This window comes from Vibrio sp. V43_P6S15P86, from assembly GCF_009904725.1.
Classification (GTDB): domain Bacteria; phylum Pseudomonadota; class Gammaproteobacteria; order Enterobacterales; family Vibrionaceae; genus Vibrio; species Vibrio diabolicus.
The window spans coordinates 1-15,060 of record NZ_WXWT01000297.1 but is presented as its reverse complement, the minus strand read 5'-3'; the positions used below and the strand labels follow the sequence as shown (position 1 = coordinate 15,060).

14 protein-coding genes are annotated in these 15,060 nt (G+C 46.8%); 12 read left to right on the top strand and 2 right to left on the bottom strand.

Features of this window, described 5'->3' with window-relative positions:
* Nucleotides 1-22: 22 nt before the first annotated feature.
* On the bottom strand, nucleotides 23-1,192 hold the full coding sequence (locus tag CAG69_RS13240) for an isovaleryl-CoA dehydrogenase (protein WP_161444598.1): 1,170 nt from the start codon (nucleotides 1,190-1,192) through the stop codon (nucleotides 23-25).
* 66 nt (nucleotides 1,193-1,258) lie between these two features.
* Nucleotides 1,259-1,633, bottom strand: coding sequence for a MerR family transcriptional regulator (locus CAG69_RS13235; protein ID WP_161444596.1), 375 nt, complete (start codon nucleotides 1,631-1,633; stop codon nucleotides 1,259-1,261).
* A gap of 277 nt (nucleotides 1,634-1,910) precedes the next feature.
* Here CAG69_RS13235 and CAG69_RS13230 point away from each other — a divergent pair, with 277 nt between their 5' ends.
* The 12 genes from CAG69_RS13230 to cyoE all read left to right on the top strand — a co-directional run.
* Nucleotides 1,911-3,122: a thiolase family protein gene (locus CAG69_RS13230; protein WP_161444594.1), complete on the top strand. Its 1,212-nt coding sequence runs from the start codon at nucleotides 1,911-1,913 to the stop codon at nucleotides 3,120-3,122.
* Between the two features lie 23 nt (nucleotides 3,123-3,145).
* Nucleotides 3,146-4,642: a CoA-acylating methylmalonate-semialdehyde dehydrogenase gene (locus CAG69_RS13225; protein ID WP_161444592.1), complete on the top strand. Its 1,497-nt coding sequence runs from the start codon at nucleotides 3,146-3,148 to the stop codon at nucleotides 4,640-4,642.
* 19 nt (nucleotides 4,643-4,661) lie between these two features.
* Entirely contained in the window at nucleotides 4,662-5,816 is a 1,155-nt protein-coding gene (locus tag CAG69_RS13220) for an acyl-CoA dehydrogenase family protein (protein WP_161444590.1), read from the top strand.
* Nucleotides 5,817-5,854: 38 nt separating this feature from the next.
* A complete protein-coding gene (locus tag CAG69_RS13215) occupies nucleotides 5,855-6,640 on the top strand; it encodes an enoyl-CoA hydratase (RefSeq protein ID WP_161444588.1) in 786 nt (261 codons plus the stop codon).
* An 8-nt stretch (nucleotides 6,641-6,648) separates the two neighbouring features.
* The gene (locus tag CAG69_RS13210) at nucleotides 6,649-7,788 is read left to right on the top strand and encodes an enoyl-CoA hydratase/isomerase family protein (RefSeq protein ID WP_161444586.1); all 1,140 of its coding nucleotides are present in this window, start codon (nucleotides 6,649-6,651) and stop codon (nucleotides 7,786-7,788) included.
* 11 nt (nucleotides 7,789-7,799) lie between these two features.
* Nucleotides 7,800-8,705 (top strand): 3-hydroxyisobutyrate dehydrogenase, encoded by a 906-nt coding sequence (gene mmsB, locus CAG69_RS13205; protein WP_005375775.1) that lies wholly within the window; start codon nucleotides 7,800-7,802, stop codon nucleotides 8,703-8,705.
* Between the two features lie 110 nt (nucleotides 8,706-8,815).
* On the top strand, nucleotides 8,816-9,574 hold the full coding sequence (locus CAG69_RS13200) for an SDR family oxidoreductase (RefSeq protein WP_161444584.1): 759 nt from the start codon (nucleotides 8,816-8,818) through the stop codon (nucleotides 9,572-9,574).
* A gap of 798 nt (nucleotides 9,575-10,372) precedes the next feature.
* Nucleotides 10,373-11,254: a ubiquinol oxidase subunit II gene (cyoA, locus tag CAG69_RS13195; protein ID WP_005388604.1), complete on the top strand. Its 882-nt coding sequence runs from the start codon at nucleotides 10,373-10,375 to the stop codon at nucleotides 11,252-11,254.
* A gap of 5 nt (nucleotides 11,255-11,259) precedes the next feature.
* Nucleotides 11,260-13,296 (top strand): cytochrome o ubiquinol oxidase subunit I, encoded by a 2,037-nt coding sequence (gene cyoB / locus CAG69_RS13190; RefSeq protein WP_161444583.1) that lies wholly within the window; start codon nucleotides 11,260-11,262, stop codon nucleotides 13,294-13,296.
* A complete protein-coding gene (gene cyoC / locus CAG69_RS13185) occupies nucleotides 13,286-13,888 on the top strand; it encodes a cytochrome o ubiquinol oxidase subunit III (protein ID WP_005375782.1) in 603 nt (200 codons plus the stop codon). The genes cyoB and cyoC overlap by 11 nt, the downstream gene beginning before the upstream one ends.
* Nucleotides 13,888-14,199, top strand: coding sequence for a cytochrome o ubiquinol oxidase subunit IV (gene cyoD / locus CAG69_RS13180; protein ID WP_012842490.1), 312 nt, complete (start codon nucleotides 13,888-13,890; stop codon nucleotides 14,197-14,199). The genes cyoC and cyoD overlap by 1 nt, the downstream gene beginning before the upstream one ends.
* On the top strand, nucleotides 14,160-15,060 hold a 901-nt coding region (cyoE, locus tag CAG69_RS13175), incomplete at its 3' end, for a heme o synthase (RefSeq protein WP_161444581.1). The genes cyoD and cyoE, both read left to right, overlap by 40 nt.

Below are 15,060 nucleotides of genomic sequence, written 5' to 3'. Positions count from 1 at the left end.
GACTTCCTTGTCGTATGTTCCCTTAGCGAGATTCTTCGAACAGTTCTCGGCCTATTAACATGCGGCGAATCTCTGAGGTACCCGCGCCGATTTCATAAAGCTTTGCATCACGTAGCAAACGACCAGCAGGGTATTCATTGATGTAGCCATTCCCACCGAGCAACTGTATTGCATCAAGTGCCATTTGTGTGGCGAGTTCTGCACTGTACAGAATCGCTCCTGCGGCATCTTTGCGTGTTGCGTTACCTCGATCACAAGCCGCTGCGACGGTATATACATACGCTTTTGCTGCACTCATTCGAGAGTACATATCGGCGATCTTGCCCTGAACTAACTGAAACTCGCCAATGGATTTTCCAAACTGCTCTCGTTCATGTACGTACGGGACCACAATGTCCATGCAAGCTTGCATTATCCCGAGTGGTCCGGCAGCGAGGACGACGCGCTCGTAATCTAGTCCACTCATTAACACCTCGACGCCTTGATTCAGCTCGCCAAGAATATTCTCTTTCGGCACTACGCAATTGTTAAATACAAGTTCGCAAGTGTTCGAGCCTCTCATACCTAGTTTGTCCAGCTTTTGAGCATGGCTGAAACCTTCGACGTTGCGTTCAACAATGAATGCGGTAATACCTCGTGAACCTGCGCTGACATCCGTTTTAGCGTAAAGCACTACTATGTCAGCGTCGGGACCGTTGGTGATCCACATTTTGTTGCCATTCAGTACAAAATGGTCGCCCTTGTTCTCCGCTTTCAGTTGCATGCTTATCACGTCTGAACCTGCATTGGGCTCACTCATAGCTAGAGCGCCAACGTGCGTACCATCGATGAGTTTGGGAAGGTATTTCTTGCGTTGAGAAGGCGTGCCATTGCGGAAGATCTGATTGACGCACAGGTTAGAATGAGCGCCGTAGCTTAAAGCGACGGAGGCAGAGGCTCGGCTGATCTCTTCCATCGCTACAACGTGAGCAAGGTATCCCATGCCTGCACCACCAAGTTCTTCATCGACGGTGACACCAAGCAACCCCATATCTCCAAACAAAGGCCACAAATGCTTCGGAAACTGGTTATCGCGGTCTATATCTGCGGCGATGGGAGCAATATGTTCCGTAGCAAAGGCATTAACGTGGTCTCGGAGCATATCGATGGTATCACCAAGTCCGAAATTGAGTGGGGTATAGGTGCTTTTCATAACGTCTCCCGATATCAGAGGTAAGGTGGAAAAGCCGATTGCAGTGTCGCTATTTGAGTATAGCGGTTATGTCTCTTTGCTTTTGAGTGTTTGAATACAGCGTTCTTTAGCGGCATTCAACTCTGCCATTACGACGCTGATGTCATTGAGTTGCTGTTGTAGGACTGCTTGTTTCTCTTCAATGATATTGAGCATTTTCAATAACTGTCCTTCGGTTTGTTGCATGTCATAGAGCTCGAAAAGTTCACGAATTTCTGCCAGTGAAAAACCGAGCCGTTTCCCTCTCAAAATCAGTTTGAGGCGAATTCTATCTCTGCGTTGATAAACGCGCATGTTGCCTTTTCGCTCTGGTTCAATCAGACCTACGTCCTCATAAAACCGGATACTGCGAGTGGTAATATCAAACTCCTTGGCGAGGTCACTGATCTTGTATTTTTCCATAACATACTTACCTCGAATAAAAATCCAGTTTCTGGAAATCGAACCTTCAACGGAAAGGCCGAACGCAAATTTTGAAAGATAAACGCCTACTTGGTGTGTTTTTTCATCTCATTGTAAAGGCTAGTGCTATGCTTACGTAAACGTCAAGAAATCGCAGTATGAAAGTTTGTCAGTGAGAAAGGGCGACAAAGACTGGCGTAGCACTTGGTAAGCAATGTCATGCAAGGGCGTTATCAGTCAGTCTAGTGTTCACATATACCTCAAGGGAATGCGAATCATGGAAAAAGACATCTGGATTGTCAGCGCGAAGAGAACGCCGATCGGGCGCTTTCAAGGAAAGTTGCAAACTTACTCCGCTCCCCAATTAGGCGCACTGGCGATCAAGGCCGCAATGCACGAAGTGAATGTGACATCTGTAGATGAAGTCTTCATGGGATGTGTGCTCCCTGCGGGTTGTGGGCAAGCCCCGGCGAGACAAGCGGCAATTGGTGCGGATTTACCCATGAGTGTAGGGTGCACGACTATCAATAAAGTGTGTGGTTCCGGCATGAAGAGCGTCATGTTGGCGCACGATCTTATCAAAGCTGGAACGATTCGAACGGCCATTGCTGGTGGTATGGAGAGTATGACCAATGCGCCGTATTTATTGAAAGAGGCGAGAAAGGGAATGCGCATGGGCCACCAGTCGACGTATGACCACATGTTTCTCGATGGATTGCAAGATGCGTACGAAGGGCACTTAATGGGTGTTTATGCTCAGCACGTCGCAGACAGGCTTAAGTTTACCAGAGAGCAAATGGACGAATGGGCAGTGATGTCGGCAAAACGTGCGTTGGAAGCTCAAGAGCGAGGCTTATTTTCCGACGAGCTCTCACCGATTGAACTCAACACCAAGTCAGAACAAGGAACGCTGGATTACGATGAGCACCCGCGCTCGGTTGATCTGGATAAAATCCCTCAACTCAAACCTGCATTTGATAAAAAAGGCACGGTGACCGCTGCTAATTCGAGTGCGATTTCCGATGGCGCTGCAGCGCTTGTTCTAATGGATGAAGAGACTGCGATCCACCAAGGTCTTGAGCCACTCGCCGTTATCAAGTCTCACGCCACACACGCCAGAAAACCTGCTGAATATACTTTGGCTCCCGTTTATGCGATTGAACAGTTGTTGTCCCAGTTGGATTGGTCAATTGACGAAGTGGATCTGTGGGAAATCAATGAAGCCTTTGCTGTCGTGACACAAATCGCGGTAGCAGAACTTGGGCTTGATATGAGCAAAGTCAATATTAAAGGCGGAGCGTGTGCACTCGGGCATCCGATAGGCGCAAGTGGCGCACGAATTCTGGTGACATTGATTCATAGTTTGCGTCAGCTACAAGCTTTAGGTACCGACGGTGATCTAGACGCCAAAAAAGTGATGCGGGGTGTTGCGTCACTTTGTATCGGTGGTGGAGAAGCCACGGCGATAGGCATTGAAATACCGCTTTAATTGAAATCAGAAAGGAGTAAATGATGACTCGTTTGGTTCCCTTGTTTATTGGTGGCGAGTTTCGTGAATCTCAAACATCGGATTGGGTTGAGGTAACCAATCCCGCCACTAATGATGTCATTGCGTACGTTCCATGTTCCACAGAGCACGAGATGGAAGCCGCCATTGATAATGCGAAAGAGACATTCCAATCCTGGAAGGAAGTGGCAATATCCGAGCGTGCCCGAGTTATGCTGCGTTATCAGCACTTGCTCAAAGAGCATCATGATGAGCTTGCCACACTGCTTTCTCATGAGACGGGTAAGATTTTAGCGGATGCCAAAGGCGATGTGTGGCGTGGTATCGAGGTGGTTGAACAGGCGGCGGCAAACATTGCTAGCAACATGATGGGAGAAACCGTCGAAAACGTTGCCACGGATATTGATAGTTACTCAATGATTCAGCCCTTAGGTGTGTGTTGTGGGATCACGCCGTTTAACTTTCCAGCCATGATTCCGTTGTGGATGTTCCCAATCGCTATCGCTGCGGGCAATACGTTTGTGCTCAAACCCTCCGAACAAGTGCCATTGACCTCTATTCGTTTAGCCGAACTATTTGAGCAAGCCGGCGCGCCAAAAGGGGTGTTGCAGATTGTTCATGGCCGCAAAGAGCAAGTCGACTTTCTTCTGGCTCATCCTGATATTCGAGCGGTGTCATTTGTTGGCTCGGTTCCCGTTGCCCGTTATATCTACACCACAGGGACTAAACATTTTAAACGTGTTCAAGCTTTTGCTGGTGCAAAGAATCACATGGTGATCATGCCTGATGCAAACAAAGATCAAGTGGTGAATAACCTAATCGGAGCCTCCGTTGGGGCTGCGGGGCAACGCTGTATGGCAATTTCTGTTGCGGTATTTGTCGGCGATTCAAAACAATGGATTGCAGACCTGAAACTGGCGATGGCGAAAGTACACCCAGGGCCTTGGGATGATGAACAGGCTGCTTATGGCCCACTCATCAGTGAACAAGCTAAACAACGCGTATTGGACCTAATTGAAGATGGCAAGCAGCAGGGCGCAGTGTGTGAACTGGATGGCAGTCAGTGTGAAGTGGAAGGCTTTCCCGATGGAAACTGGATTGGCCCAACCTTGTTTAGCGGTGTAACAGCGAATATGTCGATTTACACCCAAGAGATATTTGGCCCCGTTTTGGTTTGCATGGAAGTGGATACGTTACAAGAAGCCATTGAGTTAGTGAATCGCAACCCATACGGGAACGGCACTTCCATTTTTACGGCTAATGGCGCTGCTGCGAGAAAATATCAGCATGACATTCAAGTCGGTCAGGTTGGGATCAATGTGCCTATTCCAGTCCCTTTACCATTTTTCTCCTTTACTGGTTGGAGAGGCAGTTTCTATGGTGATTTACATGCGTATGGTAAACAAGCGGTACGTTTTTATACCGAGACTAAAACGGTGACGGCACGTTGGTTTGATGACGATATTCCAACGGGGCCCAATCTGACCATCCAACTGCGCTGAGTGAATAAAAGGAGCTTTTATGGACTTTGAACTTAATGAAGATCAACGTGCATTTGCCGATACCGCTCAACAATTTGTCGATGAGCGTTTAGCACCGATGGCGGCGGAGTGGGATGAAAAGCAGATCTTCCCCAAAGACGTATTGAGAGAGGCGGGGGAACTGGGGTTTCTCAGTCTCTACACACCAGAAGAACATGGCGGCTTAGGGTTAAGCCGTTTGGATGCGTCAATTATCTTTGAACAACTCTCAATGGGCTGTACGTCGACGACCGCTTTCATGACTATCCACAATATGGTGAGTTGGATGATCGCGAGTTTCTCGAACGAAGAAGTGAGAGCCAAATATTGCTCTAAGCTGGTCTCTGGCGAGTGGTTGGGTTCATATTGCTTAACCGAGCCTAATGCGGGATCGGATGCCGCTTCGTTGGCCACAACTGCGAGCAAAAAAGGTGATACTTACGTGCTGAATGGCGGCAAAACCTTTATCTCTGGCGCAGGAGAGACAGATGTTTTGGTCGTGATGGCGCGAACCGGAGAAGCGGGTGCCAAAGGCGTGTCCGCATTTGTTGTCCCTGCTCACGCAGATGGCATCAGCTATGGGCGCAAAGAACCCAAAATGGGTTGGAACAGCCAGCCAACACGAGCGGTTACTTTTGAAAATGTCGTTATTCCAGCTAGCCATTTACTGGGCGAAGAAGGGCAAGGTTTTGTTTTTGCGATGAAAGGGCTTGATGGAGGGCGTATAAATATTGCGACCTGTTCCGTCGGTACGGCTCAACAGGCCCTTGAACAGGCGACACAATATATTCAGGAGCGTAAGCAGTTCGGCAAACCGCTTGCGCAGTTTCAAGCCTTACAATTCAAATTGGCAGACATGGCAACAGAGCTAGTGGCTGCGCGGCAGTTAGTGCGCTATGCCGCCAGCAAGCTCGACCGAAATGATCCGGATGCCACGGCTTATTGCGCTATGGCAAAACGGTTTGCAACCGATGTGGGCTTTCAGGTTTGCGACCACGCGCTGCAGCTTTATGGCGGCTATGGTTACATCAAAGAGTATCCAATGGAGCGTCATTTCAGAGATGTACGTGTGCATCAAATTCTGGAGGGAACGAACGAAATTATGCGTTTGATCATCGCACGTCGTTTGCTCTCTGAGGAGTCGGCTTTGCTTTAGCAAAGTATGGTATTTGCTCATTGAGAAAGGATTCAGATATGCCATTAACCCAAGAAGCCATTCAACATACGATCACTAATCACGTTGCGGTGGTGACGATGAACAACCCGCCAGCCAATACGTGGACAGCAGAGAGCCTCAAGGTACTGAAGTCGCTGATACTCACACTTAACAATGATAAGCAGGTCTACGCACTGGTTTTAACCGGCAGTGGAGAAAAGTTTTTCTCTGCTGGTGCAGATCTCAAGCTATTTTCTGACGGTGACAAAGCGGTTGCGTTAGACATGGCGCGATGCTTTGGTGAAGCCTTTGAAACGCTCTCGGAATTCCGTGGTGTTTCCATTGCCGCTATTAATGGTTACGCCATGGGTGGAGGGTTAGAAGTGGCATTAGCTTGTGATATTCGAGTAGTTGAAGAGCAAGCGGTACTTGCTTTACCTGAAGCCAAAGTCGGACTTTTGCCCTGCGCTGGCGGTACCCAAAACCTCACAGCGTTAGTAGGGGAAGGCTGGGCAAAGCGTATCATTTTATGTGGAGAGCAAGTCAGCGCTTACAAAGCAAAAGAACTAGGCCTAGTTGAGGAGCTGGTTCCCAAAGGTGAAGCTTTAAGTAAAGCGCTGGAACTTGCTGAATCTGTTGCGAACCAGTCACCATCTTCTGTCGCCGCATGTAAGGCGCTCATTCAAAATATGCGCTCTGCGCCACTTAAGCACGGCTTCATGAAAGAGCGAGAGTTGTTTCTGAATCTCTTTGATACGGAAGATCAAGTTGAGGGTGTTCGCGCCTTTTTAGAAAAACGCCCACCGCAATGGAAAAACCGATAGGAGGCCACATGGCAGGGATGGTAACCATCAGTGAAATAGAGTGCTTAGATGGCGTGCACCGCATTGGTATCGCAACGTTAGACAACACCGCTTCATTGAATGCATTGACGTATGACATGTTAGTCCAACTTAACGATCAGCTTATCAAGTGGCAAGACGATCCGCATGTGACTTGTGTGGTACTCACTGGCGCTGGAGAAAAAGCATTCTGTGCTGGTGGTGATGTTCGAGCTATGTATCACGTCATGCATAACGAGAGTAAAGAAAAAATCGTAGAGTTCTGTACGAACTATTTCTCGTTGGAGTATGAGTGTGACTATCTCATTCACACTTACAACAAACCCATTATCGGTTGGGGAGAAGGTATTGTCATGGGCGGTGGGATGGGGCTTTTTATGGGAACCAGCCATAAAGTTGTGACAACAACATCACGCCTTGCTATGCCAGAAATCAATATTGGACTGTATCCTGATGTGGGAGGTACGTGGTTTTTAAGCCAGATAGATCCGCAAGTGGGTTTATTCCTCGGATTGACAGGCTCCATGGTGAATTCAAGTGACGCTGTCACTATTGGTTTGGCCGATTGGTTACTGTTGGAAGAGCAGTATCCCACCTTACTGGATGAGCTAAAGCGGCTCCAGTGGGGCAAAGAAGATGCGAAAGAGTTGGTAACTGCGCTACTACAATTAATGGAAGAACAGGTTATTGATAGCAAACCAACCACGCAAATTTGTCCATACTTAGATCAGATAGAGGAAGCGTGCAAAGGCTTTGATCTTAATGCGATAGCACAGCGAATCATGGCTATCGAAGGGAATAGCCAGTGGATAGAAAACGCGAAACAAACGTTCGCATCGGGCAGTCCGATCACCGCGCATATTTGCTTCAGACAAGTGAAAGAATACCACAGCTTACCGCTTGCAGATTGCTTCCGCTTGGAGCTGAGTTTATCGATTCGCAGCGCCTTATTAGGTGAGTTTAAAGAGGGCGTCCGTTCTCGGCTCATTGACCGGGATGGCGAGCCGAGCTGGATATTTAACAGTGTCAGTGAAGTCGATGAAGATGTTATCGATACTTTGTTTACCTCGCTTTGGTCAGATAACGAGCATCCGCTTGCTAATTTGGGTGAACAAACACTAGGTCAATAAGGAGAATGATCATGAGTACCATCGCATTTATCGGTTTAGGAAGAATGGGGCATCCTATGGCGCAAAACTTACTCGCGTCTGGATTTAACGTGCAAGTATTCGATGTCGATAGCGAAGCCGCAAAGCAACTAGTACCTTTTGGTGCGGTAGTGGCGAGCTCTATCGAAGAGGTAGTAGATGGTGCTAGCACAGTCATCACGATGCTACCAGCAGGGTCTCACGTTCGTTCCGTGTATCTTGGTGACTTACACGGTGGCGTAGGTGTCCTCAATCTTGTCTCGCCAAGTACCTTGATGATTGATTGTTCAACCATTGATCCGGACTCCGCGCGATTAGTCGCCAATGAAGCGGCAAATAAACGCGTGTTGTTTGTCGACGCACCCGTTTCGGGGGGCGTTGCTGGCGCGAAAGCGGCGACATTAACCTTTATTGTTGGTGGTTCGGATCAAGCGTTTTCTAAAGCCAATGCGATTTTGCAGTATATGGGAAAAAATGTTTTCCATGCTGGCAAAGCAGGCGATGGTCAAATGGCGAAAATCTGTAACAACCTTATGCTCGGCATTTTAATGTCTGGTACGTGCGAGGCATTAAACCTAGGTATCGATCATGGACTCGATCCAAAAGTGCTATCAAACATCATGCTGCAAAGCTCTGGCCGAAATTGGGCATTGGAGCTTTACAATCCTTGCCCAGGCGTGATGGACAGTGCGCCAGCCAGTCACGATTACCAACCGGGCTTTATGAGCAAACTCATGCTAAAAGATCTCGGCTTGGGGTTAGATGCGGCGTTACAAACACATTCTTCGGTTCCGATGGGGTCGTTAGCGCGCAACTTATATTCTTTCCACAACGCGAGCGGCCACGGCGAGCTCGATTTCTCAAGCTTATTTGAGTTATACAAGAGTAAGAAAGGCTAGACTGAGTTTTGTGACAAACCAGCCCGAGATGGTGACCTAAAACGCGCATCATTTCGGCCAACTCAGACTGGTTGAGATAGAGAACATTACGAGCTATGGAGTGCACCAATATGGACATAAAAAGTAGTGTTATTGCCATTACAGGAGCAGGGCAGGGGCTTGGGCAAATGATGGCCATTACCCTTGCTCAAGCTAGCGCTGATTTAGCGTTGTTGGATGTAAACGCCAGTGGCTTAATGGAAACACAAGAGCAGTGTCGAATGCTGAGTGCGAAAGCGTTGACATATCAAGTGGATGTCACCAACGAAATCGACGTTGAAACCACGTTTGAAGCGATTATCCAAGATTTTGGTCAACTCAATGGGTTAGTCAATAACGCTGGCGTGTTAAGAGATGGGTTACTTGTAAAAGCAAAAGATGGCGTGATCAGTAAGATGTCTTTGGATCAATTCAACTTGGTCATGAACGTTAACGTGACAGGAACGTTTTTGTGTGGGCGTGAAGCTGCCGTCAAGATGATTGAGAGTGGCTCCCAAGGCGTTATCATCAATATTTCTAGTGTTGCGAGAGCTGGGAATATCGGACAAACCAATTATTCTGCGTCAAAAGCGGCGGTCGCGACCATGGCGACAACATGGGCTCGTGAGCTCGCAAGATACGGTATTCGCGCGGCGGCGGTTGCACCAGGTGTAGTTCATACCGCGATGGCAGAGCAAATGAAACCCGAAGCCATAGAGCGATTAGAAAAGATGATCCCAGTTGGCAGGATGGGCGAAACAAGCGAAATCGCGCATGCAGTAAAATACATTATTGAGAGTGATTACTTTACTGGCAGGGTTTTAGAAGTGGATGGCGGCATTCGTATGTAAGTGATCACTGAAATAAGGCTCTGATAGACCTGAATAATAAGTCTCTTTCCATTTCAACATTTTCTATGTTGTGGAGTGCTAACTCTGCGCAACCCAAATGTATTTACAACTTATGTTTGGATTTACCTTGAGAATGATTTCTCACAATCCAATAAAGAGATGTAAATACCACTCAAATATTAAGTGAAATCATTAATTTGATGCTGATCACACTTTTGGTTTTTTAGTTTCCGCTTCTCATTAAGGCTATCTGCGTAAATGAAGTTGATAGTCAGTCTCATCAATTTTAAGTTTCAACTATTTGTTTTTAAATAATCAATTGTTGAAGCACGAGAAATTCGTGTTGAGGTTAATATTCGATTTAAAGTGTGTAACTTCCATTAATGGAAGGTTAGTTTCCAGTTGTGGCTAATGAGCTTTAACTTTTTACTCCTCATAATGCGCCAAATGTAACATAGTGTTTCAAAGTGTAACAATAAACTCACACTAAGAGTGTGGTTTTGATCTCCACTCAATTCCGTTTTGTTTCGCTCTGAACCCGACGTTACTCATGCTCAACACATAAACATTCTAATGACTATAACAACTGGTTCTTGGCTTGATACCAATCGTATCGTAGCAAATAACGGTTCATTCTAGCTGGTTAAATGCTTGATGACGAAGTTGAAAAATTGTAAGTAGAATAACTACTTATCGAAGTTTTTTCTTGCTCTCATACATTACCTCTGCGCTATTTGTGAGCTTTTATTTACTTTGATTAGCATCTGCTTTGAAACCAGACAACCATCGAGAAAGTTAATGGAAGCCTCAAGATATAAACGCATCTTGTCGAGGGGAAGTTTGGCGTCCGTCATACTTATGCTCTCAGGATGTAATTCAGCTTTACTTGACCCCAAAGGTGCCATTGGTGTGCAAGAAAAAGAGTTAATTATTACTGCTCTTTTGCTGATGTTGATCGTTGTAATCCCTGTGATTTTAATGACGATTTACTTCGCTTACCGATACCGCGCCTCTAACACTGAAGAAGAGTACGCACCCGAGTGGTCACACTCGACCAAAATCGAAGTGGTGGTATGGACAATTCCAATCATCATCATTGCGATTCTTGCGACGATCACATGGCGTTCGACTCATGAACTAGAGCCCTCTAAACCATTGGAAAGTGATGTTAAACCAATGACCATCGAAGTGGTGTCACTCGATTGGAAATGGTTGTTCATCTATCCAGAAGAAAACATTGCGACGGTGAACTATGTGGCGTTCCCGAAAGATGTGCCAGTGCAGTTCAAACTGACTTCGGACAACATCATGAACGCGTTTTTCATCCCTCGCTTAGGTACACAGATCTACGCGATGCCAGGCATGGTTACCAAGCTTAACCTGATAGCGAACCACGAAGGTGACTACAAGGGTTTTGCATCGAACTACAGCGGCGAAGGCTTTTCGCAAATGAAGTTCACAGCTTCAGCAATGTCTGATCGTGCTGCGTTCCTAAATTGGGTGCAGAAAGTGAAGGCGAGCCCTGATCGTATTGAAGATTGGGAGCAATACAGCTCACTGGCAGCGCCAAGTATCGCAGAGCCAGTCACTTTGTTCTCTAGCGTTCCTCCGTTCTTGTTCACCGACGTTGTGACTCAGCATCCTGGTTCAATGAACTGTTTGCCTGAAAACCAAGGATAATCGTAATGTTTGGAAGATTAACTCTTGATTCAGTTCCATTCCACGAGCCTATTATCGTCATCACCTTAGCGGTTGTGGCGCTGGTTGGTTTAGCCGTAGTTTACGCGGTAACTAAAGCCGGAAAGTGGCAATATTTGTGGAATGAATGGTTTACTTCAGTAGACCATAAAAAACTTGGCTTCATGTACATCGCAGTAGCGATGGTGATGCTTGTTCGTGGTTTTGCTGACGCAGTCATGATGCGTAGTCAGCAACTCCTTTCTTCTGCGGGTGAAGCAGGTTACTTGCCACCGCATCACTACGATCAAATTTTTACTGCCCATGGCGTGATCATGATCTTTTTCGTAGCGATGCCATTGGTTATTGGTCTGATGAACATCATCGTGCCATTACAGATTGGTGCGCGTGACGTAGCTTTCCCGTATCTGAATAACTTGAGCTTCTGGCTGTTTGTTGTTGGTGTCATCCTAACAAACATGTCTCTCGGCTTAGGTGAATTTGGTCGTACAGGTTGGCTAGCGTATCCGCCGCTTTCAGGTATTGAGGCAAGCCCAGGAGTCGGGGTCGACTATTGGATTTGGGCGCTGCAGATATCAGGTGTTGGTACGACGTTAACAGGCGTGAACTTCTTCGCGACCATTTTGCGTATGCGTACACCGTCTATGCCAATGATGAAGATGCCAGTTTTCACTTGGGCGTCTCTGTGTGCAAACATTTTGATCATCATTTCATTCCCAATCCTAACGGTGACTATCGCTCTGCTAACGCTGGATAGATACCTAGGCATGCACTTCTTTACCAATGATCTTGGCGGCAACGTAATGATGTACGTCAACCTGATTTGGGCTTGGGGCCACCCAGAAGTGTACGTTTTGATCTTGCCAATTTTTGGTGTGTTCTCAGAAGTCACCGCAACCTTTTCACGTAAAAAGTTGTTCGGTTACACATCGCTAGTTTGGGCTACCGTAGTTATCACGATTCTTGCGTTTGTCGTTTGGCTACACCACTTCTTTACGATGGGGTCTGGCGCGAACGTAAATGCCTTCTTCGGTATTGCCACGATGATCATTTCTATCCCAACAGGGGTGAAGATCTTCAACTGGCTATTCACGATGTACAAAGGCCGCATCCGCTTTACGACGCCAATGATGTGGACGGTGGGCTTCCTTATCACCTTTACTGTTGGTGGTATGACGGGCGTACTAATGGCTGTTCCGGGCGCAGATTTCGTTCTGCATAACTCAGTATTCCTTATCGCTCACTTCCACAACGTTATCATCGGTGGTGTGGTGTTTGGATGTTTCGCTGCGATTACTTACTGGTTCCCGAAAGCGACCGGTTTCACCATGAATGAAACTTGGGGCAAACGCGCGTTCTATCTTTGGATTATTGGCTTCCTAATGGCGTTCCTACCGCTTTACGCGCTGGGCTTTATGGGGATGACTCGTCGTTTAAGCCAAGACATCAACCCTGAATACTTCCCACTGTTATCGATTGCCGCAGCAGGTACGGTTGTGATTGCGCTGGGCATATTGTCTCAGTTCATCCAAATTTACGTGAGTATCCGTGACCGCGAGCAAAACCGTGACCTAACTGGTGATCCGTGGGGTGGTCGTACTCTTGAGTGGGCAACATCGTCTCCACCGCCGTTCTACAACTTTGCACACCTGCCAAAAGGTGATGTGCTGGATGCCTTCTGGTACCAGAAACAAAGTGGCGAGTTCGATCCAACTAAAGAAGTGGAATACGAACGTATTCATATGCCAAAAAACACGGCAACAGGCATCTACGTGTCGGCTTGGTCGCTCCTATTTGGCTTCGGCATGATTTGGTACATCTGGTGGCTAGCGGCAGCAAGTTTGGTCGGTATTATCGTGACGTGTATTCAGCACAGCTACAACGATGACGTGGATTACTACGTGGAAGTTGAAGAGATCAAAGCAATTGAGGCCGAGCGTCGAGCTCAGCTTGAAGAAGCGAAGAAAAACTCAGTGAAAGACAGCGAAAGTAAAGATGATCTGGAGGTGACGTATGCAAACTAATATCGCAGCACATCACGACCATGATCACCACCATGACACGAATGGCAACAAGCTATTTGGCTTTTGGGTTTACCTGATGAGTGACTGCGTACTGTTTGCGACCTTGTTCGCGACATACGCTGTGCTGTCGAGCAATTCAATTGCGGGCCCAACAGGTAAAGACATTTTCGAACTCCCATTCGTTTTTGTCGAAACCATGCTGCTGCTGTTTAGCAGTATCACATTTGGTTTTGGCATTATCGCGATGAAGCGCAACAACGTTGCTGGTCTCAAACGTTGGATGTTAGTAACGTTCGCGCTTGGTCTTGGCTTTATCTGTATGGAGGTCTATGAGTTCCATCACCTGATTGAAGAAGGCTATGGCCCACAAACAAGTGCATTCCTATCGGCATTCTTTACGTTGGTTGGTACGCACGGCCTGCACGTAACCTTTGGTCTGATTTGGTTGGCGGTAGCATATCACCAACTGTCGACGAAAGGTCTGAACGACAATATGGCAATGCGCTTTAACTGCTTAAGCCTATTCTGGCACTTTCTAGATATCGTTTGGATTTGTGTCTTTACCATCGTTTACTTACTGGGGGTAATGTAATGGATCAACATGTAGAAACCAGTGCGTCAGATTACGTGAAAGGCTTTATTGCCTCACTGATTCTGACGGTAATTCCGTTCTACTTTGTTTGGACGAAATCATTACCAGATACAACAACCTATGCGATTCTATTTGGATGCGCATTAGTGCAGATATTTGTTCACTTCAAATACTTCTTGCATATGGAAACAAAAACATCCGACGGACGTTGGAACCTTGTATCACTGATGTTTACCGCCATTGTTGTACTTATCCTTATCGCTGGCTCGGTATGGATCATCTACAACATGAACGTCAACATGAAGTTGTAGGCCAAGGTATGCTGAAAAGTTATTTGTCTATCACTAAACCGGGCATTATTTTCGGCAACCTGATTTCTGTTGCGGCGGGGTTCTTCCTCGCCGCAAAAACAGAACCAGCCAGTCTAATGTTGTTCGTTACGACGTTAGTTGGTGTAGGGTTAGTCATCGCTTCAGGTTGTGTGGTGAATAATATTTTTGATCGTGATATCGACCAAAAGATGGCACGTACACGAAATCGTGAAACAGTGAAAGGCAACATCAATATCGATATTGCGTTTGTTTATGCACTTGCTTTATTGCTGGTAGGAACCGCACTGTTATTTATCCGAGTGAACCCACTATCCGCTGTCGTCGTTTTGCTTGGCTACGTGTATTACGTGTTCTTTTACACGATGTGGTACAAACGTAACTCGGTGTATGGAACCTTAGTGGGAAGTATTTCAGGCGCAGTTCCGCCATTGGTGGGTTACTTGGCGGTAACAAACTTCATTAGCTTGGAAGCGATTTTACTCTTTACCATGTTCTGTCTCTGGCAAATGCCGCACTCGTATGCCATTGCCATGTTCCGGATGCAAGACTACCGAGAAGCCGGGATTCCCGTATTACCAGTTAAAGAGGGCATTCATAAAGCGCATCGACACATGAAAGCGTATGTCGTGGCGTTTGGGGCCGTATCGTTGGGGTTATTTTTACTTGGTGAAGCCGGGTATGAATACTTAGCGGTTGCAGCGGTTGTTTGCTTTATGTGGACGAAAGTGACCTTTCGCAGTATTGACGACAGCAACTACATCGCTTGGTCAAAGTCGGTGTTTAAAGTCTCACTGCTAGTGGTGATGGGGATCAGTGGTGTACTAGGATTAGAGCTTATTC